This window comes from Rubrivivax albus (genome assembly GCF_004016515.1).
Lineage (GTDB): Bacteria > Pseudomonadota > Gammaproteobacteria > Burkholderiales > Burkholderiaceae_C > Rubrivivax > Rubrivivax albus.
In genome coordinates, this window is record NZ_SACT01000003.1 from 254,254 (window position 1) to 275,324 (window position 21,071).

General features: G+C 72.1%; 18 protein-coding genes and 1 riboswitch. Of the genes, 4 read left to right on the plus strand and 14 right to left on the minus strand.

All coding sequences use genetic code 11. From position 1 onward, the window contains the following. Position 1: 1 nt before the first annotated feature. Positions 2-673: a response regulator gene (locus tag ENE75_RS11830; RefSeq protein ID WP_128198508.1), complete on the plus strand. Its 672-nt coding sequence runs from the start codon at positions 2-4 to the stop codon at positions 671-673. After that, positions 670-2,025 (plus strand): ATP-binding protein, encoded by a 1,356-nt coding sequence (locus ENE75_RS11835; protein WP_128198509.1) that lies wholly within the window; start codon positions 670-672, stop codon positions 2,023-2,025. The genes ENE75_RS11830 and ENE75_RS11835 overlap by 4 nt, the downstream gene beginning before the upstream one ends. Here the strand turns inward: ENE75_RS11835 and ENE75_RS11840 are convergent. The 6 genes from ENE75_RS11840 to ENE75_RS11865 form a co-directional block, all read right to left on the minus strand. After that, entirely contained in the window at positions 2,013-2,585 is a 573-nt protein-coding gene (locus tag ENE75_RS11840) for a TMEM165/GDT1 family protein (protein ID WP_128198510.1), read from the minus strand. The two genes, ENE75_RS11835 and ENE75_RS11840, sit on opposite strands and share 13 nt — an antisense overlap. Before the next feature lie 10 nt (positions 2,586-2,595). Continuing rightward, positions 2,596-2,772, minus strand: a riboswitch (yybP-ykoY riboswitch). A gap of 37 nt (positions 2,773-2,809) precedes the next feature. Continuing rightward, complete coding sequence (locus ENE75_RS11845) at positions 2,810-3,172, minus strand: DnaJ family domain-containing protein (RefSeq protein WP_233259036.1); 363 nt, start codon at positions 3,170-3,172, stop codon at positions 2,810-2,812. A gap of 16 nt (positions 3,173-3,188) precedes the next feature. Further along, a complete protein-coding gene (locus tag ENE75_RS11850) occupies positions 3,189-4,544 on the minus strand; it encodes a tetratricopeptide repeat protein (protein ID WP_128198512.1) in 1,356 nt (451 codons plus the stop codon). A 31-nt stretch (positions 4,545-4,575) separates the two neighbouring features. Continuing rightward, positions 4,576-4,950 carry a diacylglycerol kinase gene (locus ENE75_RS11855; RefSeq protein WP_128198513.1) on the minus strand — a complete coding sequence of 125 codons (375 nt, stop codon included), beginning with the start codon at positions 4,948-4,950 and terminating at the stop codon, positions 4,576-4,578. Next, positions 4,947-6,230: a sensor histidine kinase gene (locus tag ENE75_RS11860; protein WP_128198514.1), complete on the minus strand. Its 1,284-nt coding sequence runs from the start codon at positions 6,228-6,230 to the stop codon at positions 4,947-4,949. The genes ENE75_RS11855 and ENE75_RS11860 overlap by 4 nt, the downstream gene beginning before the upstream one ends. Then, positions 6,227-6,880 (minus strand): response regulator transcription factor, encoded by a 654-nt coding sequence (locus tag ENE75_RS11865; RefSeq protein WP_128198760.1) that lies wholly within the window; start codon positions 6,878-6,880, stop codon positions 6,227-6,229. The genes ENE75_RS11860 and ENE75_RS11865 overlap by 4 nt, the downstream gene beginning before the upstream one ends. 7 nt (positions 6,881-6,887) lie before the next feature. On the opposite strand from ENE75_RS11865, the gene ENE75_RS11870 reads away from it, so the two are divergent. Together ENE75_RS11870 and ENE75_RS11875 are read left to right on the plus strand one after the other, a co-directional pair. Next, positions 6,888-8,681, plus strand: a complete 1,794-nt coding sequence (locus tag ENE75_RS11870; protein WP_128198515.1) for a phosphoethanolamine transferase — start codon at positions 6,888-6,890, stop codon at positions 8,679-8,681. After that, positions 8,678-9,412: a phosphatase PAP2 family protein gene (locus ENE75_RS11875; RefSeq protein WP_233259037.1), complete on the plus strand. Its 735-nt coding sequence runs from the start codon at positions 8,678-8,680 to the stop codon at positions 9,410-9,412. The genes ENE75_RS11870 and ENE75_RS11875 overlap by 4 nt, the downstream gene beginning before the upstream one ends. Here ENE75_RS11875 and ENE75_RS11880 read toward each other — a convergent pair. The 8 genes from ENE75_RS11880 to ENE75_RS11915 all read right to left on the minus strand — a co-directional run bounded on the left by ENE75_RS11880 (position 9,345) and on the right by ENE75_RS11915 (position 20,826). After that, positions 9,345-11,069, minus strand: a complete 1,725-nt coding sequence (locus ENE75_RS11880; protein WP_128198516.1) for an ArnT family glycosyltransferase — start codon at positions 11,067-11,069, stop codon at positions 9,345-9,347. The two genes, ENE75_RS11875 and ENE75_RS11880, sit on opposite strands and share 68 nt — an antisense overlap. 7 nt (positions 11,070-11,076) lie before the next feature. Then, the gene (locus tag ENE75_RS11885) at positions 11,077-11,364 is read right to left on the minus strand and encodes a lipid-A-disaccharide synthase N-terminal domain-containing protein (RefSeq protein ID WP_128198517.1); all 288 of its coding nucleotides are present in this window, start codon (positions 11,362-11,364) and stop codon (positions 11,077-11,079) included. A gap of 10 nt (positions 11,365-11,374) precedes the next feature. Next, positions 11,375-12,112, minus strand: coding sequence for a glycosyltransferase family 2 protein (locus tag ENE75_RS11890; protein WP_233259038.1), 738 nt, complete (start codon positions 12,110-12,112; stop codon positions 11,375-11,377). Positions 12,113-12,191: 79 nt separating this feature from the next. Next, positions 12,192-13,580: an amidase gene (locus ENE75_RS11895; RefSeq protein WP_128198519.1), complete on the minus strand. Its 1,389-nt coding sequence runs from the start codon at positions 13,578-13,580 to the stop codon at positions 12,192-12,194. A 90-nt stretch (positions 13,581-13,670) separates the two neighbouring features. Continuing rightward, on the minus strand, positions 13,671-15,170 hold the full coding sequence (gene malF, locus ENE75_RS11900) for a maltose ABC transporter permease MalF (protein ID WP_128198520.1): 1,500 nt from the start codon (positions 15,168-15,170) through the stop codon (positions 13,671-13,673). Next, on the minus strand, positions 15,167-16,387 hold the full coding sequence (malE, locus tag ENE75_RS11905) for a maltose/maltodextrin ABC transporter substrate-binding protein MalE (protein ID WP_128198521.1): 1,221 nt from the start codon (positions 16,385-16,387) through the stop codon (positions 15,167-15,169). Before malE ends, malF begins: the two co-directional genes overlap by 4 nt. After that, positions 16,344-17,864 (minus strand): tryptophan halogenase family protein, encoded by a 1,521-nt coding sequence (locus ENE75_RS11910; protein ID WP_128198522.1) that lies wholly within the window; start codon positions 17,862-17,864, stop codon positions 16,344-16,346. The genes malE and ENE75_RS11910 overlap by 44 nt, the downstream gene beginning before the upstream one ends. Before the next feature lie 121 nt (positions 17,865-17,985). After that, entirely contained in the window at positions 17,986-20,826 is a 2,841-nt protein-coding gene (locus ENE75_RS11915; protein ID WP_233259040.1) for a TonB-dependent receptor, read from the minus strand. Positions 20,827-21,071: the final 245 nt, after the last annotated feature.

The window sequence follows — 21,071 nt, forward strand, 5'->3', positions numbered from 1 at the left end:
CATGCGCATCCTGCTTGCCGAAGACGACCCGCTGCTCGGTGACGCCCTGCGCGCCGGCCTGCGCCAGGCCGGCTGCCAGGTGGACTGGGTGCGCGACGGCGCGGCGGCGGAGCGGGAACTGCGCGCCGAACCCTACGCCGCGGCGGTGCTCGACCTGGGCCTGCCCCGGCGCGACGGCCTGGACGTGCTGGCCAGCGTGCGCCGCGCCGGCGTCACGCTGCCGGTGCTGGTGCTCACCGCCCGCGACGCCGTGCCCGACCGCATCCGCGGCCTGGACCTGGGCGCCGACGACTACGTGGTCAAGCCGGTGGACCTGGACGAGCTGGCCGCCCGCCTGCGCGCCCTGGTGCGCCGCGCGCACGGTCAGGCCGACGCCACGCTGCACGCCGGCAGCGTGGCGCTGGACCCGGCGGCGCGCACGGTCACGCGGGACGCTGCGCCCGTGAGCCTGTCCACGCGCGAGTTCGACCTGCTGCACGCGCTGATGCTGGACGCCGGCCGCGTGCTCAGCCGCGAACAGCTGGAACAGCGGCTCTACGGCTGGGGCGCCGAGGTCGACAGCAACGCGGTGGAGGTGCACGTGCACCACCTGCGGCGCAAGCTCGGTGCCGGCCTGATCCAGACCGTGCGCGGCGTCGGTTACCTGCTGTCGGCCGACGGCGGCGGCGCGTGAGCACGCCGTCGCTGTCGCGCCGCCTGCTGGTGCTGGTGATGGCACTGGTTGGCCTCACCTGGATCGGTGCGGCCGTCTACACCTGGATCGACGTGCGCCACGAGCTCGACGAGCTCTTCGACGGCCACCTGGCCCAGGCCGCGGCGCTGCTGGTGGTGCAGGCCGCCGACTTCCACGAGGACGACGACGACGAGGTGCCGGAGTCGCCGGTGCTGCACCGCTATGCGCCGCGCGTGGCCTTCCAGGTGTTCCACGAGGACCGGCTCGTGCGCCGCTCGGCCAACGCGCCGGTGCAGCCGATGGTGGCCGCCGGCGCGCGCACCGACCATGGCTTTGCGCGCGTGCGCATCAGCGGTGAGCCGTGGCGGGTGTTCGTGGCGCGCGGTGCGGAACAGGACGTGCGTGTCTACGTCGGCGAGCACGAACACGCGCGCGGCGCCGTGCTGCGCGCCGTGCTGCGCGGCACGCTGTGGCCGCTGGCGCTGGCGCTGCCGGTGCTGGCGCTGGCCGTGGCCTGGGGCGTGCACGGCGGCCTGGCGCCACTGCGCCGGCTGGGCCGCACGCTGGCCGCCCGCGTGCCCGGGGACGTGTCGCCGGTGGGCACGCCCGATGCGCCGGCCGAGATGCGGCCGATGCTCGATGCGCTGGACGGCCTGTTCACGCGCATCGCCACGCTGATCGATGGAGAGCGCCGCTTCACCGCCGACGCGGCGCACGAGTTGCGCACGCCGATCGCCGCCATCCGCGCCCAGGCGCAGGTGGTCCTGGGGGCGCAGGACGACGCCGAACGCCGGCACGCGCTGCAGTCGGTGCTGGCCGGCTGCGACCGCGCCACGCGGCTGGTGGCGCAGCTGCTGGCGCTGGCGCGGGTGGAATCGACGGCCGCTGCCCGCGCCGATGGCACGCCGACCGACCTGGCCGCCCTGGCGCGCCGCACCGTGGCCGATCTCGCGCCGGCGGCGTTGGCGCGCCAGCAGACCCTGGGGCTGGAATCGCCTGCCGCCTGCCCCGTGCCGGCCGACGAGACGCTGCTGGGCGTGCTGCTGCGCAACCTGGTGGACAACGCGCTGCGCTACAGCCCGCCCGGGGCCGAGGTGCGCGTTTCCGTGGCTGCCGGCGGCACGCTGACGGTGGAAGACGGCGGGCCGGGCCTGGACGCAGACGCGCGCGTACATCTGGGCCAGCGCTTCTACCGTGCCGACACTGCCGCGGCCAGTGGTGCGGCGGGCAGCGGCCTGGGCTGGTCCATCGTGCGGCGCATCGCCGAACGCGAGCGACTGCTCGTCGACGTCGACACGTCGCCGGCACTCGGCGGCCTGCGCGTGCGGGTCACGCCGCGTCAGAACAGCTGACCGACGTTCAGCAGCGTCAGCGCACCCAGCACGGCGAAGATCAGCGCGCTGACGCCATGCACCAGGCGCATCGGCACCGCACGCGCCACGCGGTCGCCCAGGAACACCGCCGGCACGTTGGCCAGCATCATGCCCAGCGTGGTGCCGGCCACCACCGCCCACAGGTCGCTGAAGCGCGCCGCCAGCGCCACGGTGGCGATCTGCGTCTTGTCGCCCATCTCGGCCAGGAAAAAGGCCACCACCGTGGTGCCGAAGACACCGAAGCGCAGGCGGTCCGGGGTGGCGTCGTCGTCGACCTTGTCGGGGATCAGCATCCACGCCGCCATCGCGACGAAGCCACCGCCGACCACCCAGCGCAGCAGGTCCGGCCCCAGCCAGGCGGCGATCCAGCCGCCCACCAGGCCCGCGGCGGCATGGTTGGCCAGCGTGGCCACCAGGATGCCGGCGACGATGGGCCAGGGCCGGCGAAAGCGGGCGGCCAGCAACAGCGCCAGCAGCTGCGTCTTGTCGCCCATTTCGCCGAGGGCGACGATGCCGGTGGAGACGAGGAAGGCTTCCATGCGGGGAACGGATTCCGGGGCCGAGGCAACCGATGACCACACCCCCGCGGGCCCGAGGCGCGGCGGTGCGGTCAGCGGTCTGGCCAGGCCTGTGCGGCTGCCGGCGCCATGGCCCGGATGATCCAGGCCAAGTCTGTTGACGCGGGCCCCTGCGGCGGCAGGGCGGCTACTCCCCGATGACGAGTGCGCCCGATTCTACGGGGCCGGTGCCACGCACATGAGGCCTACAGGCTGCCGGAGTGCCTGAGCTTCTCCAGCCGCAGCGCCAGGTGCTGGCGCTTCTCGGCGATGCGCTGCATCAGCGCGCGCTGCATGGCGGCGTCCGTGGTCGCGGCCAGCTCGCGTTCGAGTGCCGTGATCTCGCGCATCACCTCCACCTCCGGCGGCACCACGCCGGCGTCCTTCAGGATCTTGTAGGGCTGGCGCAGTTCGACCGGCGTCTCGTCCCAGCCGTCGGCCACCGCCAGCGGCTTGCCCCAGCTGGGCGCGGCACGCAGTTCGCCGGTGGCCTCGCTGGCCCGCAGCGCCTGGCCGATGTGGTCGTCCAGCAGCTGCAGGCGCTGAGCGCGCTTGTCTTCGGCGTTCACGGAAGAACCGGCGGGCTCATGCGCGCGCCATCTCGCCATCGCCCAGCTGCTCGATCCAGTGCCGCGTGAGCGGCGTGGCCGGCTTGGCCATGCGGCGTTCGTTGAGCAGCGCTCGGCCAAGCGCGCGGCGCTGGCCGCGGGCAGCCGCAGCGAGCAGGGTCTGGTCGATGAGGTCGCGCTGCGCATGGCTGCCGCCGAAACGCTGCGCCTGCTGGCGCGCGGGGTAGAGCGCGTCCACCGCACCGTCGGCGTCGCCGCGGGCCAGGGCCAGCATGCCGCGCATCAGCGGCAGGCCGACCTCGCGCGCCATCGCGTGGTTGTCGCGCCGCACGTCGTCGGCGGCCAGCGCACGCTGGGCGCAGCGCGCCACCCAGTGTTCGGCACGCGCCACGTCGTCGGCCGCCAGCAGCGCCAGCACCGCGTGCAGGTCGTTGAAGGCGTAGTGACCGGCGTGCGCCGGGTCCAGGTCCCAGCCAGCGGCCAGCTGGGCGCAGCGCTCGGCCACGTCGGTGCCGTGCAGGTGCAGCCGCCAGAGCATGGCGGCCGCGTCCACGCGGTTGAGCGTGACCTGCAGCGCGTCACCGCTGAGGTGCTTGTCCACCAGGCGCAGCACGCCGGCCAGGTCCATGGCCTCGAGCCGGAACAGCGCCTTGTGCCACCACAGGTGCACCGCGAAGCCGTTGCCCTCCGCCCACTGGCCCTGCTGCTGGCGCAGCCACGCGGAGCCGTCGTCGAAGCGGCCCTGCATCTCCATCACGTGGGCCACGGCGTGCACGGCCCAGGGCACGCGCGGGTCGGCGGCCAAGGCCTGGCGGCCGATGTCCTCGGCGGCGGCGTACTCGTGGTTCTCCTCCAGGCCGAAGGCGTAGAGGCCGAGCACGCAGGGGTACAGCGGGTCGCCGGCCTCCCATTCGGGCAGCACGCGGGCCGGGCGCGCGCGCAGCTGCGAGGCGTCGCCGCGGTAGAAGTCCCACAGGTGGGCCCACTGCAGCGCCAGCGCGTCGCGGGGGTGTTCCTGCAGCAGCTGATCCCAGAGCCGGCCGGCCTGGGCCCAGCGCCCTTCCAGCACCTGCTGCAGCGCCGCGTGGTGGGCACGCTCGCGCTCCGGGGTGTCGGGGCGCAACCGATCCTCGGCCGCCTGCAACTGCGCGGCGGCCTCGGGCACCAGGGCCGGTTCGGTGAGGCTGAGCAGGAAGCCGGCGTGCATCAGGTGCGGCAGGCACCAGCCGTCGTCGGCGGCGCGGGCAGCGTCCAGGTCGGCCAGCGGCACGTCGTAGAACGACATCATCCGCCACAGCGCGGTGTCGACGGCGTCGCGCGCTGCGGCCGAACCACTGCCGGTTGGCAGGCCTCGCCGGTCCGGTTGCCCCATGGGGCGGACTGTACTTCAGCCCGGCTTCAGGTCAGGCGGGCCACAGCGCCACCGTCCACGTGGCCACGGCCAGCAGCAGGCTGAGCATCACCGCCGCACTGCCCAGGTCCTTCGCGCGGCCGAGCAGCGGGTGATGTTCCACGCTCAGCGCATCGGCCAGCGCCTCCACCGCGGAGTTCAGCAGTTCGACGATCCAGACGAACAGCACGCTGGCGATCATCGCCAGCGCCGCCCAGCGCGAGGGCGCGGCGAACAGCGCCACCACGATCATCGGCAGGCCCAGCGCCAGCTCCTGCCGGAAGGCCGCCTCGTGGCGCACGGCGGCGCGCAGCCCGGCCCAGGAGTAGCGCGCGGCGTTGGCGATGCGGCGCAGGCCGCCGCGGCTCTTGAAGGCGGAGTCGTTCATGTCGACGAGGTCTCGGCGGTCAGGTGCAGCCGGGCGACGAAGCCCTGCGCGCTGTCGGGCAGTTCGAGGCGGCCACCGTGCGCACGCGCCACCAGGTGGGCCAGCACGAGGCCCAGGCCCGAGGCACCACCCGCGTCGCCCGACGCGATGCGCGCGCGCAGCGCCGCCAGCCGCTCGGCGTCGAGCCCGGGCCCGTCATCGGCCACCTCGACGACGCCCGGCGCCGGCAGACGCACCCACACCTGGTGCGCGCCGTGGCGCAACGCGTTGTCCAGCAGGTTCATCAATGCGGCGGCCAGCAGATCCGCGTCGGCGTCGGTCTCGACGCCCGGGGCCACCGTGACCGTCAGCCCATCCACCGGCAGCCGGGCCAGCAGCGCGTCCAGGCGCAGCGGCGCGCGCTGCAGCTCCACGCCGCTGCGGAACAGCGCCAGCAGCGCCGCCACCACGCGTTGCAGCCGGCCGGCGGCCGACCGCACGCGTTGCAAGCGCGGCTGCAGCGCGTCCGGGGCCTCGCGCAGCGCCACGGCCAGCTGGGCGTCGATGCCGGCCAGCGGGGTGCGCAGCGCATGGGCCGCGTGGGCGCTGAACGCGCGCTCCTGCGCCAGCCGCTGGCCGAGCTGCAGCGCCAGCTGGTCGATGGCCTGGTGCATCGGCTGCAGCTCGGCCCGCTCCGCCGTGCCCAGGGTGGCGCCCGGGGCCAGCAGGTCGTGGCCGCGCAGGCGTTCACCCAGACGTTGCAGCGGGGCCAGTTCGCCGGCCACGCGCAGGCGCAGCCACAGGTGGGACAGCAGTGCGATCGCCAGCGTGGCCAGCGCGGCGTTGAGCACCACTTCGAGCGTGGCCTCCACCTGCTCCTCGCGCGACTGCGCCACGTACAGCATGCGCCCGTCTACACCCACCGCGGTGCCGAACACGCGCCAGCCGGCACGGTCGGCAAAGCCGGCGCAGGGGGCCGCGCTCAACGGCGCCACCGGCGCCCGCGACGAGCGCTGCAGCACCTTGGGCATGGCGTCGGCACCGTACTCGACCACCTGCCACGCATAGCGGTCGCTGGCACGTTCCGGCGCCCCGATGCCGGCGTGCAGATTGCCAGGCTCGTGGGCCAGGTGAGGCCGCATCGCCTCGGCCGCCCCCTGCAGCGTGTCGTCCAGCAGTTCATCGACCTCGTGCCGCACCGCCAGCCACACGGCTGCGGCCACGGCCAGGCTGGACGCCAGCGCCGCGGCCAGCAGCGTCCACGCAAGCCGCCGTGCGATCGAGGGCAGCGGCGGCGTCACCCGGCGATCCGGTAGCCCAGCCCGCGCACCGTTTCGATCAGCGTGCGGCCGAGCTTGCGGCGCAGCGCCGAGACGTGCACCTCCAGCGCATTGCTGGCCAGCTCGGCCTCGAAGCCGAGCACCAGGCGCTCGAGATCGGTCTTGGGCACGATGCGCCCGGCGCGCAGCACCAGCGCCTCCAGCACCGCCCACTCGCGGGCCGTGAGCTCGGTGCGCACGCCATGCAGCCACACCACCTTGGCACCGACGTCGACCTCGACGTCGCCGAAGCGCTGACGGGCGCCGGCGGCACCGGCCAGCCGGCGGCTGACGGCGCGCAGACGGGCCGACAGCTCCTCCGGGGCGAAGGGCTTGACCAGGTAGTCGTCGGCACCGCTGTCGAGGCCTTCGATGCGCTCGCTGAGCCGGTCGCGGGCGGTCAGCATCAGCGCCGGCGTGGTGTCGCCGCGGGCCCGGCGGTGGCGCAGCCACTGCAGGCCGGAACCGTCGGGCAGCTGCCAGTCCACCAGCAGCGCGTCGAAGGGCTCGCCACGGCGCGCGTCGACAGCGGCGAGGTCACGGCACCAGTCCACCACGTGCCCCTCGGCGCGCAGGTAGTCCGCCAGGCCCTCGCCCAGGATGTCGTCGTCCTCGATCAGCAGCAGTCGCATCGCGGGCATGACGGTAGCACTCCGGGCGGCCACGTGGCTTCAGCCCGGCTTCAGCCGCCTTCAGGGGTGCTTCAGCGCGGTGGCCTGCAATGCATGGGTGAGCGAACGCATTCCCACGCGCCGTGCAGCGCCCTTCCGTTTCAGCGCCACCGTGGAGCAGGTGGTGGCGATGTCCAGCCTGTTCTGGCTGCTGTCGGCCAATCCGCTGTTCTTCAGCGCGGCGCTGCAGGGTCGCACCCTGTCGGCGCCGTCCACCTGGGCCTTCGGCACCGGCCTGGCCGCGCTCGTCTTCGGCGTGCACTTCCTGCTGCTGTCCCTGGTGGCCAACCGCTGGACCGTCAAGCCGCTGGTGGCCGTGCTGCTGGTGGCATCGGCGGCGGCGGCCTGGTTCATGCAGGCCTACGGGGTCTACATGGACCCGACCATGCTGCGCAACGTGCTGCGCACCGACGTGGCCGAGGCGCGCGAGCTGTGGTCCTGGGGCCTGCTGGCCCACATGGCGCTGTATGCCGGGCTGCCGCTGGCGCTGCTGTGGCGCGTACGCATCGAGCCGCGTCCCTGGGGCCGGGCGGCCCTGCGGCGCGGCGTGGCGGTGGCCCTGGCCGTCGGTGGGGTGGTCGCGGTGCTGGCAGCCATGTTCCAGCCGCTCGCCTCGCTGATGCGCAACCACAGGGAGATGCGCTACCTGGTCACGCCGGCCAACCTGGTGTGGTCCACCGGTGCCGTGCTGGCGCGCGACGCCCGCGGTGCGGCCCAGCCGCGGCAGCCGCTGGGCACCGATGCCGTGCTGGTGCGCGACGGCAACCCGCGTCCCCGCGTGCTGGTGATGGTGGTGGGCGAGACCGCGCGGGCCGCGAACTGGGGGTTGTCCGGCTACGCCCGCCAGACGACCCCGGAACTGGCGCGGCTGCCGGTGCTGAACTTTGCGCAGGTCAGCAGCTGCGGCACCAACACCGAAACCTCGCTGCCCTGCATGTTCGCGCCGGTGGGCCGGCGCGACTACGACGAGGGCCGCATCCGCGGCGGCGAGTCACTGCTGCACGTGCTGGCCCATGCCGGGGTGGACGTGCACTGGCGCGACAACCAGTCCGGCTGCAAGGGCGTGTGCGACGGCCTGCCGCAGGACACCGTGGCCGGCCTCAACCCGCCGGGACTCTGCGAGGGCGGCCGCTGCCTGGACGAAGGCCTGTTGTCCGGCCTGGACGAGCGGCTGGCGCGCATCGCCGGCCAGGGCGGCACCCACGTGTGGGTGCTGCACATGCTGGGCAACCACGGGCCGTCGTACTTCCGCCGCTACCCGCCGGCCTTCGCGCGCTTCCAGCCGACCTGCAACGACGACGACCTGCGCAACTGCAGCACCGAGCAGATCGCCAACGCCTACGACAACGCGCTGCTCTACACCGACCACGTGCTGGGCAGCCTGGTGGCCACACTGCAGGCCCATGCGGCGCAGGTGGACAGCAGCATGCTCTTCGTGTCGGACCACGGTGAGTCGCTGGGCGAGAAGAACCTCTACCTGCACGGCATGCCCTACGCGATCGCGCCGGACGAGCAGACGCAGGTGCCCATGGTGATGTGGTGGTCCGACGGCATGGTGCGCCGCACCGGGCTGGACCTGGCCTGCCTGCGTCAGCGCGCCACCGAGCCGGCGGCGCACGACCACCTCTTCCACACCGTGCTGGGCCTGCTGGACGTGCGCACCTCGACGCTGGAGACCGACTGGGACCTGACGGCCGGCTGCCGCGCCCCGGGGGCCGCCGGCACTCAGGCCGCGGGCGAGCAGGCGCCGGCACGGCCGTGACGGTCTCGATGGCCGTGCCGGGACCCCGGCCACCGGCGTGGGGGCGGGACCTCGCCGTCACGCTGCTCGCGGCGCTGCTGCTGCTGTGCTGGGACGCCAGCGGCGCCGACCTTTGGGTGTCCCGTGCCGTGGGTGGCGACGCCGGCTTCCCCTGGCGGGACGCCTGGCTCACGCGCCACCTGCTGCACGATGGCGGGCGCTGGGCCGCCGGCGTGCTGCTGGCCGGCCTGGTCTGGCGCGCCTGGCGCTGCCCATCCGGTGATCCGCTGGGCGCACGCGCCCGCTGGGGCACGCTCGGCGTCGTGCTGCTGAACCTCGTGGCCGTGCCGGCGTTCAAGCGCGCCAGCGCCACCAGCTGCCCCTGGGATCTGGCCGAGTTCGGCGGCTCGGCGCAGTGGGTGTCGCACTGGTCCTGGGGTGTGCTCGACGGTGGCCCGGGGCACTGCTTCCCGTCGGGCCACGCCGTGGCCGCGTTCTGCTTCCTGGCGCTGTACTTTGCGTGGCGCGACGTGCGGCCAGCCGTGGCCCGGCGCTGGCTCCGGGCCGTGCTGGCATTCGGGGCGCTTTTCGGCGCTGCGCAGGTGCTGCGTGGCGCGCACTACGTGAGCCACGTGGCCTGGTCGGCCTGGGTCTGCTGGGCACTGTCGGCCGGGGTGGATGCGCTCAGTCGCCTTCGTCGTCGGCCGCGGCCTCGGCCGGCCGGCGCAGCGGCAGCCGACAGCCCGGCCTGACGGCGTCGAGCTGGAACATCCACCACTGCCAGCGGTTGGCGTGGCCGGCCAGCGTCACGCGGTCGCGGTCCACGCAGGCCTGCACCGCCACGTGGCGGGCGAAGATCCAGCGCCGCTCCGGCGCCTCGCGCAGCCAGGCCACCGCGCGTTCGAACTGCTCGGCCGGCTCGTTGCGGAAGCCGAAGTCGTGCATCGGCCGCGGTGCCATCAGCAGGTTCTGCTCCTTCCAGGCCACCATGACGATCTCGCCATCGGGGCCGGCGATGCGGTCGGCCGCCTGCATCACCTCGGCCGAGGTGACGCTGGGATTGGCCAGCGGCGCCACGCCCACGCCCCAGACCACCCAGAAGGCGCCCAGGCCGGCCAGCAGCGCCGGCACCCCGCGCCTGGCGCGGAACACCGCCGCCGCGACGAGGAAGGCCGCACCGGCCACCAGCACCCAGATGAAGATGGGGCGCAGTTCGTCGGCGTGCAGGCCGCGCTCCAGCATCGTGGCCTGCAGCCGTGCCCAGCGGCCCGACAGCGCCCAGGCTGACAAGCCCAGCAGCACGGCCCCGAAACCCACCGCCAGCGCCAGCGCCGTGCGGTGCAGCCAGGCGGCGTGCTCCAGGCGCAGCAGCGTGGGCGCCAGCGCCACCGCCAGCATCGGCAGCATCGGCATCACGTAGACCTCACGCTTGCCGGCGGCCAGCGTGAAGAACAGCAGCACCAGCGCGCACCAGCCCACCAGCACTGCCAGCCGGCCATCGCGCTCTCGCCAGCCGGCGGCCCAGTCGCGCACGCCGGCCACATAGGCCAGCGACAGCGGGAAGAAATGCAGCAGCAGCACCGGGCCGAAGTACCACCAGCCCTTGCCGTAGTGCCCGCCCACCTGCCCGGCATAGCGCCGTGCCGTCTGGTCGAACAGGATGTTGCGCATGTAGTCCAGGTATTCCGGCTGCCCGCGCGTCAGGGCCACGCTGGCCATGGGCACCAGCCACAGCGCGATGGCGCCCAGGAACGCCGGCGCACCCAGCGCCCAGCGCCAGCCGTCGCCCTGCTTGCGCGCCAGCCCCGGCCAACCGGCACGGCGGGCCAGCACATAGGGCAGCAGCATCAGCAGCGCGATCACGCCCACGCCCTTGGTGATCACGCCCAGGCCGGCGACGAAGCAGCCGGCCCAGTACCAGCGCCAGGCCGGACCGAGCAGCAGGTGGCGCGCCAGGGCGTAGCAGGCCAGGGTGATCTCGAAGGTGATCAGCGGGTCGATCTGGGCGCGCTTGAACTGGAAGCCGAACATCAGCGCCGACAGCACGCCGATGGCCGCCAGCAGGCCGGCGCGCGGGCTCCACAGGCGTCGGGCCAGGTCCCACACCAGCACCAGCGTGCCCAGGCCGGCCAGCAGCGAGGGCAACAGGAAGGCCACGCGCCACTCGCGCACGATCAGGTAGCTGGCCGCCTGCAGCCACATCAGCATCGGCGGCTTGTCGGGGTAGAGCTCGCTGCCACGGCGCGGGAACAGCCAGTCGCCGCTTTCGACCATGGTCTTGGCCACGAGCGCGAAGCGCGGCTCGTCCGACGGCCAGGGGTCGCGCAGGCCGATGCCGGCGCCCAGCACCAGCAGCGCGGCCAGCAGCAGCCAGGCCAGCGCGCGACGGTCGGCCGCGGTGGTGTTCACGCCGGGCTCACTCGCCGGGCGTCGGGGTCTGGCGCTCGCGCCACAGGAACTGCAGGTTGCGCGCGTAGATGAACAGGCCCGCGGCCTGGCCGACGATGAACACCGGGTCCTGGCGATGGATGGCGTAGGCCAGCAACGTGGCGCCGCCGGCGACGCTGAAGTACCAGAAGGCCTTGGGGATCACGCTCTTCTTGAGCTTCTCGCTGCTGAGCCACTGCACGATGAAGCGTGCCGAGAACAGCGCCTGCCCCAGGAAGCCCACGGCCAGCCAGCCGCCGTCGATGTCGAAGTTCATGCTCTGTTCCTCAGCCGCTGACGCGCTCGGCCACCGGCACCTTGGCGCGGCGCTGCAGCCACATCACGCCGCACAGGTCCACCAGGCCCACCCACAGGCGGTTGTGCACGCCGTAGTGCGACTTGCCCATCGTGCGGTGCCGGTGCGTCACCGGCACCGATTCCGTGCGCCCGCCGGCACGGCGGAACAGCGCGGGCATGAAGCGGTGCACGTGGTCGAACCAGGGCAGGGCCAGGAAGTCGTCGCGCGCGAAGACCTTGAGCCCGCAGCCGGTGTCGGGCGTGGCGTCGCCCAGCAGCGACGAGCGCACGCCGTTGGCGATGCGCGAGCTGAGCTTGCGCAGCGCCGTGTCCTGCCGCTTGTTGCGCCAGCCGGCGATCAGCACCGGGCCCGTGCCCGAGCCCTGCAGTTCGCGCCAGCGCCGCGCGAGTGCCGGGATGTCGGCCGGGGCGTTCTGCCCGTCGCCGTCCAGCGTGGCGATCAGCGGCCCCTTGGCGGCGCGCACACCCGTGAGCAGCGCAGCGCTCTGGCCGCAGTTGTTGCGGTGGGCCATCACCGTCAGCCAGGGGCGCGTGCGGGCCAGGTCCTGCAGCACGGCCAGTGTGTCGTCGCTGCTGCGGTCGTCGACGAAGACGGCCTCGTAGGCGCCGAGTTCATCGACGCAGGGCGCCAGCGCCGCCTCGATCTCGGCCACCAGCGGCGGCACGTTGGGCGATTCGTTGTGGACGGGGACGACGACGGAGATCACGGCAGGTCCGGCTTCGGGCAAACCCGGGATTGTGCCGTGCCGACCCTCTGCAGCACAGCGCGTGCGCTTCAGGCTGGCTTCAGGTTCGTAACGGTGGCGGCGGGGGCAGCGGGTCGCACAACTGCTCCCACAGACGCGCCACGCGCAGCACACCGACATCGTCGTGCCGGTGACCGACGATCTGCAGGCCGATCGGTGCGCCAGCCGACGACATCGCGCAGGGCACGCTGATGGCCGGCTGCTCGCTCATGTTGAAGGGCACGGTGAAGGCGATGTGGTCCATCGCCGTGGCCGGGTCGTTGGTGGGGCCTGCCCACTCGGCCGGGAAGCGCGAGACCGGCGCCACCGGCGAGATCAGCACGTCGTACGGTGCGGTGGCCGCCACCGCGGCATCACGGAAGGCGCCCATCTGGCTGTAGCCGTGGAAGACGTCGGCGGCGCCGAGTTCGGCGCCCTTGGCGATCCAGGTGCGGATGTAGGGCAGCACCTGCTGCTGGCGTTCGGGCGGCAGGGCCTGGAAATCCAGCCAAGAGCGCATGCGCCAGAAGGCGTCCATGCCGTCGCCCATGGTGCGTGTGGTGAAGGGCGCCACGGGTTCGACGACGGCGCCGGCGGCCTCGAACCGTCGCGCTGCGGCCTGGACCGCGGCCAGGATCTCCGGCTCGACGGGCAGGCCCCAGCCGGCGTCAAGCCACAGGCCGATGCGCAGGCCCCTGGCGTCGCGCGCGGGGGCCATCCAGTCCAGCGCCTGGAAGGGCAGGCTCATGCTGTCGCGCACATCGGGTTGCGACAGCACGGCCATCATGCGGGCGGCGTCGTCCACCGTGCGTGTCATCGGCCCGGCCACGCGGCCGGCATAGGGCGGGTGGATGGGCACGCGGCCGAGGCTGGGCTTCAGGCCAACGACGCCGCACCAGGCCGCGGGCAGGCGGATGGAGCCGCCGATGTCCGTGCCCACGTGCAGCGGCCCGTAGCCGGCCCCCGCCGCGGCGCCGGCGCCGGCGCTGCTGCCGCCGGGGTTGGTGGCCGGGTCCCAGGGGTTGCGGGCCAGCGCATGGAAGCTCGACAGGCCCGACGACAGCATGCCCCAGTCGGGCATCGTGGTCTTGGCCAGCAGCACCGCGCCGGCCTCCTTCAGGCGTGCGGCGGGCGGGGCATCCGCCGGCGCCGGGGCCAGCACGGTGGCCGCGGTGCCCAGCGGCACCGGCAGGCCGGCGGTGGCGATGTTCTCCTTGATCGTGCACGGCACGCCTTCCAGCGCCCGCGCGTTGCCGGCGCGCCAGCGTGCCTCGGCGGCGCGGGCCTGCGCCAGCACCTGCTCGGGTTCGAAGGCCCACAGCGCGTGCAGTACCGGCTCCCAGCGCTGGACGTGGTCGATCAGGTCCTGCGCCACCTCCACCGGCGAGAGGCTGCCCGCCTCGTAGCGGGTCAGCAGTTCGTGCGTGGACAGGGCGTGCAGGGCAGTCATGTGATGGGCCTGGATGAAGTGGGGCCGGCGGCAGCCTGCGCCGCCGGCCCTGGCCATTGTGCGCGGTCGACCGGTCAAGGTCGACGCCGCTCAGCGCCGCGCCGCCTCGTCAGCCACCCGCGTGAAGCGCATCTGAAGCAGCGTGATCGCCGCGACGATCAGGAAGATCACGGTGGAGATGGCGGCAGCCAGCCCGAACTGCTGGCCCGAATCCTGGAACGCGATGCGCCAGGTGTACGACACCAGGATGTCGGTGGTGCCCGCAGGCAGCGTGGTGTCCAGGCGGTCGGGACGCCCGCCGGTGAGCAGGCTCACGAGCACGAAGTTGTTGAAGTTGAAGGCGAAGGCCGCGATCAGCAGCGGCGTCAGCGGCTTGACGATCAGCGGCGCGGTGATGCGGCTGAAGTTCACCCAGGGTCCGGCGCCGGAGACGGCCGAGGCCTCGTACAGGTCGGCCGGGATCGACTTGATCAGCCCCGAGCACAGCACCATGATGTACGGGAAGCCCAGCCAGACGTTGACGATCAGCAGCATCGTGCGCGCCAGCGTGGGGTCGCTTAACCAGGCCGGGCGGATGCCGAACAGGCCGTCGAGGATGAAGTTGATCTCGCCCAGGTTCTGGTTGAACAGGCCCTTGAAGACCAGGATGCTGATGAAGCCCGGCACCGCGTAGGGCAGGAACAGCACCAGCCGGTAGGCGCCACGGAACGGCAGCGCCTCCCAGTTCAGCAGCACGGCCAGCAGCAGACCCAGCGCGCCGGCGATCACCACGGTGGCGGCGGAGAAGACCACCGTCCACACCAGCACGCCCAGGAAGGGTTCGCGGAAGCGGCCTTCGCTGAACACGGTGGCGTAGTGCGAGAAGCCCACGGCGACGCGGTAGCCGGGCTGCAGGCGGTCACCGTCGGCACTGGTGTAGAAGCCGGTGGCGTCGTCGGGGCGGTAGGCGATGCCGGTGATGCGGTCGGTCAACGCACCGTCGGTGGCCTCCTCGTACAGCGGCTGGACGTGGCCGAAGCTGCGCAGACTGGCCAGGCGCAGTGGCGGGCCCGACGGTGGTTGCAGCGTCAGCTGGCGCAGCGCCGGCAGCAGGGCCACACGTTCGGCCATGGACAGCGTGGTCGCCGGCGGGTCGGCAGGTGTCAGCGCCGCCGTCAGCGGTGCATCGCGCAGGGCCAGCGGTGGCGTGGCCAGGCCGCCGTCCAGGTGCACCCGCACGCCATCGGGCCCACCCTCGAGCGCGAAGCTTCGCAGGCTGCCAGGGGCCAGCGTGGACGATTCGCGCAGCACCTCGCGCGCGCGCTCGAACTCCAGCAGGTTGCTGGCGCTGTAGTTGGTGAAGCCTATGCCCACGGTGTAGAGCATCGGGAAGATCACGAACACCACGGCCGCGCCGATGCCCGGCAGCAGGTAGCGCAGCGCATGGGTGCGCGGGCTGGTGTAGGCCCACACCGCCAGGCCGCCGCAGACCAGCAGCAGCACCGCCAGCAGCGTCTGCCCCACGGCGTGCACCTGCACCACGGCAGCCAGGATGATCGCCACGCACGCGGCCGCCAAGGCCGTCGATCGCCATCGCCGGGCCATGGTCATTCGCCCCGGATGCGGCGCGCCGCCGCCTGCAGTGCCGCGGCCGGGTCCTGCCGGCCTTCGGTGAGGTTGGTCAGCGCCGTCTTCAGTGCCGCCCAGAACCGGCCCATCTCGGGCACGCTGGGCGTGGGCACGCCGTCGCGTGCGCAATCCATGATGCCGGCGATGCGCGGGTCCACGGTCTGCTGCGCAAAGAAGCGGCGGCTGGCGGCGGCGCCGATGGGCTCGGCGCGGTCGATGGCGCGCAGGCCTTCGGGCTGCAGCAGGTAGTGCTCGATGAACTCCACCGCCAGCTCGCGCTGGCGCGTGGCGCGGTTGATCATCAGCCCCTTGATGCCGACGAAGGGTGCAGCCGGCCGGCCCGCCAGCGCCGGGATGCGCGCGATGCCGAAGTCCATGCCCACGCGCCGGAGGTTCACCCAGGCCCAGGGCCCGTTGATGACCATCGCCACGCGGCCCTGGGCCATGGCGGCCTCCATGTCGGCGTAGCCGCTGCCGGTAGGCATGCGGCCCTCGCGGATCAGCCGGTCCAGCAGTCGAGCGCCCTGCAGCGCCCCGGCGTTGGCGACGCCGGTGTCGCTCGGGTCCCAGCCGCCGTCGGCACGCTGGCGGAAGGCGTAGCCGCCGTGGGCCGCCAGCAGCGGCCAGCTGAAGTAGCCGTTGGTGTAATCCCAGAGCACGGCGCGGCGGCCGTCGCGAGCCAGGCGGTCGTCGAGCGCGATCAGCGATGCCCAGTCGCGCGGCGGCTCGGGCACCAGGGCCAGGTTGTGGATCAGCGTGATCGCCTCGATGGCGTACGGGTAGCCCCAGGTGCGGCCGCGCAGCGTGAAGCCGCGCCAGGCCAGCGGGTCGATGTCGGCCCACAAGTCGGGGGAAGGATCCACCGCATGCAGCAGACCAGCAGCGATCCACTCGCCGATGCGGTCGTGCGCGTAGACGTAGATGTCCGGGCCCTTGCCGGCACCGGCGGCCTGCTGGAACTTGGCAGGTCCCTCGTCGGGCGTCTCCACCACCACCGGCACGCCGGTGTCGGCGGTGAAGCGTTCGCCGACGGCACGCATGGCCTTGGCACCTTCCACCGTGAACCAGCAGACCAGCGGGGCAGGCGCGGCGCGCAACGCGCGGGGCATGGCCAGCGCAGCGGCCGTCGCGCCCAGCAGCAGGCGCCGCCGCGGTTCAGTTCGCCGGCGCGCGGCAGTGCTGGCCGATGAACTGCGCATGGTCGGGCATGGCCTCGGCACAACGCCCGATCAGCGCGTGCACCTCCTGCAGGTAGCGCGCCACCTCGGCGCCGTCCAGGCTGTCGACCAGCGGGTGGTAGCCCTCGGGCACCAGGCCCTGCCCCAGCATCACCTGCAGCCAGGCCACCTCGGAGAACAGCTCGTTGTTCTCGCGCAGGATGCGGCCGTGCGTGCGGAAGAGCATCAGCTTGGCCTGCAGCGTTTCCGGCACCGCCATCTCGCGGCAGGCCGTCCAGAACGGCGAATCGGTGCGCTCGTTGAGGTGGTAGTGCAGGATGATGAAGTCGCGGATGCGCTCGTACTCGAAGCGCGACAACCGGTTGTATTCGTCGATGTCGACGGCACTGAAGCGCTGCGCCGGGAAGAAGTCGATCAGGCGGGCGATGGCCGTCTGGATCAGGTGGATGCTGGTGGACTCCAGCGGCTCGAGGAAGCCGCTGGACAGGCCGATGGCCACCACGTTGCCCTGCCAGCAGTGCCGGCGCATGCCAGTGGCAAAGCGCAGCGTGCGCGGCTCGGCCAGCGCTTCGCCGTCCAGGTTGGCCAGCAGCACGGCGGTGGCCTCGTCCTCGCTGACGTGGGCGCTGCAGAACACATGGCCGTTGCCGGTGCGGTGCTGCAGCGGGATGCGCCACTGCCAGCCCGCCCGGTGGGCCGTGCTGCGCGTGTACGGGGTGAAGGGCGAGGCCGAACTGCAGGGCACGGCGATCGCGCGGTCGCACGGCAGCCAGTGCGTCCAGTCCTCCCATCCGGCCTTGAGCGTCTGTTCGATGAGCAGGGCACGAAAGCCGGTGCAGTCGATGAACAGGTCGCCTTCGATGCGCCGGCCGTCGGTGAGCGTCAGCGCCGTCACGTGCCCCCGACCAGGGTCGACCGCCACTTCGGCGATGCGGCCTTCCTCGCGCACCACGCCGCGCGCCTCGGCCTGCCGGCGCAGGTAGGCCGCATAGAGCCCGGCATCGAAGTGGTAGGCGTAGGCGATGTCGTTCAGCGGCGAGTTCTGCACGTCGCCCGGCGGCCGCATGAACCGGTTCCGGTAGGCCGCGCGGTGCGTGATCGCGAAGTCGCCCAGCGGCGGTGCGTCGCCGGCCAGGTGCTGCTTCAGCCAGTACTGGTAGAACGGCACCGTCCAGAGGTCCTGCCCGAAGCGGCCGAAGGCGTGCATGTAGCGCGCACCCAGCCGCCCCCAGTTCACGAACTCGATGCCCAGCTTGAAGCTGCCGCGCGTCTCGCGGATGAACTCGTCCTCGTCGATCTCCAGCACCCGGTTGAAGAGCTGGATCATCGGGATCGTGGCCTCGCCGACGCCGACGGTGCCGATCTCCTCGCTTTCCACCAGCGTCACCGCGATGCGGCCGCGCAGCACCTTGGACAGCGCCGCGGCCGTCATCCAGCCGGCTGTGCCGCCGCCAGCGATCACGACACGTTGCAACGGGGCCTGGGTGTTCGGGTTCATGGCTTTGGTGGCAAGAGGCAGGACATGCGGGTTGTAGCAGCGCGGGCCTGAAGTGACACCACCCCGGCAGCCCGGAGGCCGGCGGGGTGGCGCGCGTGAAGCGGGCTCGCGCCCGCCGGCGTCAGAACTTGTAGTTCGCGCCGAACAGGTAGGTCTTGCCGTAGCGCTTGGTGTCGGTCGGATTGTTCCGGTCCGTCTGGTACTGGCGGAACAGCGCGTCGGTCATGTTGTTGCCCTGGAACAGCAGCGACAGGCCCTTCAGGAACGAGGTGTCCGGGAAGGTGTAGCCCACCTGCAGGTCGACCACGGTCTCGCCACGGATGAAGGTGACCGCGGTGTCGTCCTTGTAGTCGGTGATTTCACCCAGGAAGTCCGAGCGGGTGCGCGACGCGACGGCTATCTGCAGGCCGTGCTTCTCGTAGTACAGCTTGAAGTTCGTGACCTTGCGCGACAGCCCTGGCAGCGGGATGTTGAAGGCGCCGCCCACGTCCAGGCCAGACAGCTGGCCCGGGCGGATCGTGATCGAGCTGCTCGTGTCGCTGTGGTTCACGAACAGGCCGAAGCCGTCGAGCACCGGCGTGAGCATCGAGAACGGCAGGTTCACGGCCAGTTCGAAGCCGTGGATGCTGCCGCCGCTGCCGTTGGTCGGCCGCGTCAGGATGCCCACGGTGCCGCGGTCAGGCACCGCCGCCCCCGGCGCCAGGACCGGCGCGAAGTCGAAGGCCTGGGGCAGGGTCAGCACATAGGTCTGGATGTCCTTGTAGAAGCCGGCGAACGAGACATAACCCTTGTTGCCGCCGAAGTACTTCTCCAGCGAGATGTCCAGCGCGGTGGCTCGGAACGGCTCGAGTTCCGGGTTGCCGCCGCCAGCCGCGAAGTACGACTGCTCACCCGGGTCGGTCGGCGTGACGATCGACGGCGCGTCGATGCTGGCGCGCATGTCGTTCATCTTCGGCCGCGACAGCGTCTTGCCCAGGCCCAGGCGGGCCACGGTGTCGGGCGCGACTTCCAGCGACAGGTTCAGGCTGGGCAGCACATCGCTGTAGGTCTTGCCACCGCTCTGGCTGGTGCAGGTGTCGGGCGTGGTGCCGGCGCATTGCCCGGCGTCGTTGACGAAGCCGCTGGAGCGTTGCTTGGTGCGCACCAGCTGGGCGCCGAAGTTGCCGCTGAACGGGAAGCCGAACAGCTCGCCGTCCATGTCGGCCTTCGCGTAGCCGGTGGTGACGTCCTCGTCGACACCCCAGTTGCGGTTGATCACCGTGCCGTAGGTGTTGGGGCGCAGCTGGTAGATGCTGCCCAGCGAGTTGCGCGGGTCCCAGGTGGCGATGTTGATGCCGTCGACCACCAGCGTGCTGCTGCCGGGCACGGCCACGCCGGCAAAGCCGTCGGCTCCGCCGTTGATGACCAGGAAGCCCTCCTGCGTCGTCGACCGCTTCTCGCGGTTGACCTGGTTCAGGCCCAGCGAAACGCGGCTGACCGGCCCCCAGGACAGGTCGTGCTGGGCGCTCAGGCGCAGGTTGTCGATGGTGTCCGACAACTTGGGCGACGCCACGTAGCCGGCCTGCGGCGAGTTCGGGCCACCGCCCCAGCCCATCACGTCGGTGAGCTGCACCACGCTGCGGTCGGCGAAGTCGGTGCTCGACGTGAACTTCAGGTCGCCGTGGTTGCTGCCGTCGAAGCCCGTCCAGCTGACGGTGCCGGTGGCCCCCGGCGTGGCGGGGAAGCCCTGGCTCTGCGCCGTGTTGCCGTTGCCCGGCAGGCCGGCGGTGGTCTCGTAGCGGGCGCTGGTCTTGGTGACCTTGGACTGCGCGATGTCGCCGGTCAGCGTCCAGGTGTCGAGCTTCCACTTGGCGTTCAGGCCCCAGGCGTCGGCCTTGTCGTCGGCGCCCTCGTTGTGGTTGCGGATCACACCCTTGAAGTTGTCGATCGTGCCGCTGGTGGCGATGCCGTTGGCCACCGTGGCATTGACCAGGGTAGGCGGGCTGGTGCGGTAGTTGTGGCCATCGGAGTTGCCGCCGACGAAACCTTCGATGCCCTTCTTGAAGGCCGCCGAACGGCCCTTGGACTGGAACACGTCCAGCACCGTCTCGAAGTTCTTGCTCGGGCGCCACTGCAGCACGCCCATCAGGCCTTCGCGCTCCTGGTCGGAGTACTCGATGTCGCGGCCGAAGCCGCCCGGCACGCCGACCTGCTCGCCGTTGTAGTCCAGCGTCGGCGTCCAGCCGCCCCAGGTGTTCACGCGCAGCTGCGCCGCACCCTTCTCGGTGAACTTCACGGCCCCGATGCCGACGCCCAGCGTGCGGTTCATAAACTGGTCGACGTAGGAGAACGACATGCGGTCGCCCGAGCCCTCGCCATTGGGCACGCCGTTGTCGATGCCGGTGCGCTGGTCGCGGTAGTTCAGCGCGACCTGGCGCTCGCGCGAGTCCAGCGGGCGGATCGTCCGCAGGTCGATCGTCGACGACAGGCCCTGGCCCATCAGGCCGGCGTGCGGCGTCTTGTAGACGAGCACGCTGTTGAGCAGTTCAGCGGGGTAGAGGTCGAAGTCGACGCCGCGGCTGTTGCCCGACGAGGCCACTTCACGCCCGTTGAGCAGGCCGCCGTTGAAGTCGGGGGACATGCCGCGCACGCTGATGCTCTGCGCCTTGCCGCTGCCCTTGTTGCGCTGCGCCGCCACGCCGGGCAGGCGCGCCATCGCGTCGGCCACCGACGGCTCGGGCAGCTTGCCCAGGTCTTCCGAGGTGATCGCCTCGACGATGGTGTCGGCGTCCTTCTTGGTGCTGATGGCCGACTCGATGGCGGCACGGATGCCGGTCACGGTGACGGTCTGGGTTTCGGCCACCTGCTGTGCCATCGCGGCACCGGAGGCCAGCAGCATGGCCGCTCCGGCCACCGCAGTGAGCACCGGACGACCGGCGACGGAACGGGTGGCGCGCGCGCGCCGGGAAGGATGGGTGTTCACCAACAGTCTCCTGGTCGTCTTGGAAGCGCCTGCGCCCGCGGCCTGGCAGCCGGAGCGCGGCGAGAAGTTCGGACGACTTTGTATCAAAACTAGCTACATCATCAGCCTTAGGTAAACCCTAGGTGATGTTGCGTTTCTGTCTGTTCCGGGCCGCATTTGAGCCTCCTTTTGGCGTTTTCCCTGAGGGCCGATGATGTCCACGAAGCACTCGGACCGCCAGAATGTAGTGGGACTACATGTCATGC

Bases quoted from the DNA above. Each gene is read 5' to 3' on its own strand.
- ENE75_RS11850 (WP_128198512.1), bottom strand. From the start codon at position 4,544: ATGGGGCAACCGGACCGGCGAGGCCTGCCAACCGGCAGTGGTTCGGCC.
- ENE75_RS11885 (WP_128198517.1), bottom strand. From the start codon at position 11,364: ATGAACTTCGACATCGACGGCGGCTGGCTGGCCGTGGGCTTCCTGGGG.
- ENE75_RS11910 (WP_128198522.1), bottom strand. From the start codon at position 17,864: ATGAACCCGAACACCCAGGCCCCGTTGCAACGTGTCGTGATCGCTGGC.
- malF (WP_128198520.1), bottom strand. From the start codon at position 15,170: ATGACCATGGCCCGGCGATGGCGATCGACGGCCTTGGCGGCCGCGTGC.
- ENE75_RS11830 (WP_128198508.1), top strand. From the start codon at position 2: ATGCGCATCCTGCTTGCCGAAGACGACCCGCTGCTCGGTGACGCCCTG.
- ENE75_RS11865 (WP_128198760.1), bottom strand. From the start codon at position 6,880: ATGCGACTGCTGCTGATCGAGGACGACGACATCCTGGGCGAGGGCCTG.
- malE (WP_128198521.1), bottom strand. From the start codon at position 16,387: ATGCGCAGTTCATCGGCCAGCACTGCCGCGCGCCGGCGAACTGAACCG.
- ENE75_RS11870 (WP_128198515.1), top strand. From the start codon at position 6,888: ATGACGGTAGCACTCCGGGCGGCCACGTGGCTTCAGCCCGGCTTCAGC.
- ENE75_RS11855 (WP_128198513.1), bottom strand. From the start codon at position 4,950: ATGAACGACTCCGCCTTCAAGAGCCGCGGCGGCCTGCGCCGCATCGCC.
- ENE75_RS11840 (WP_128198510.1), bottom strand. From the start codon at position 2,585: ATGGAAGCCTTCCTCGTCTCCACCGGCATCGTCGCCCTCGGCGAAATG.
- ENE75_RS11895 (WP_128198519.1), bottom strand. From the start codon at position 13,580: ATGACTGCCCTGCACGCCCTGTCCACGCACGAACTGCTGACCCGCTAC.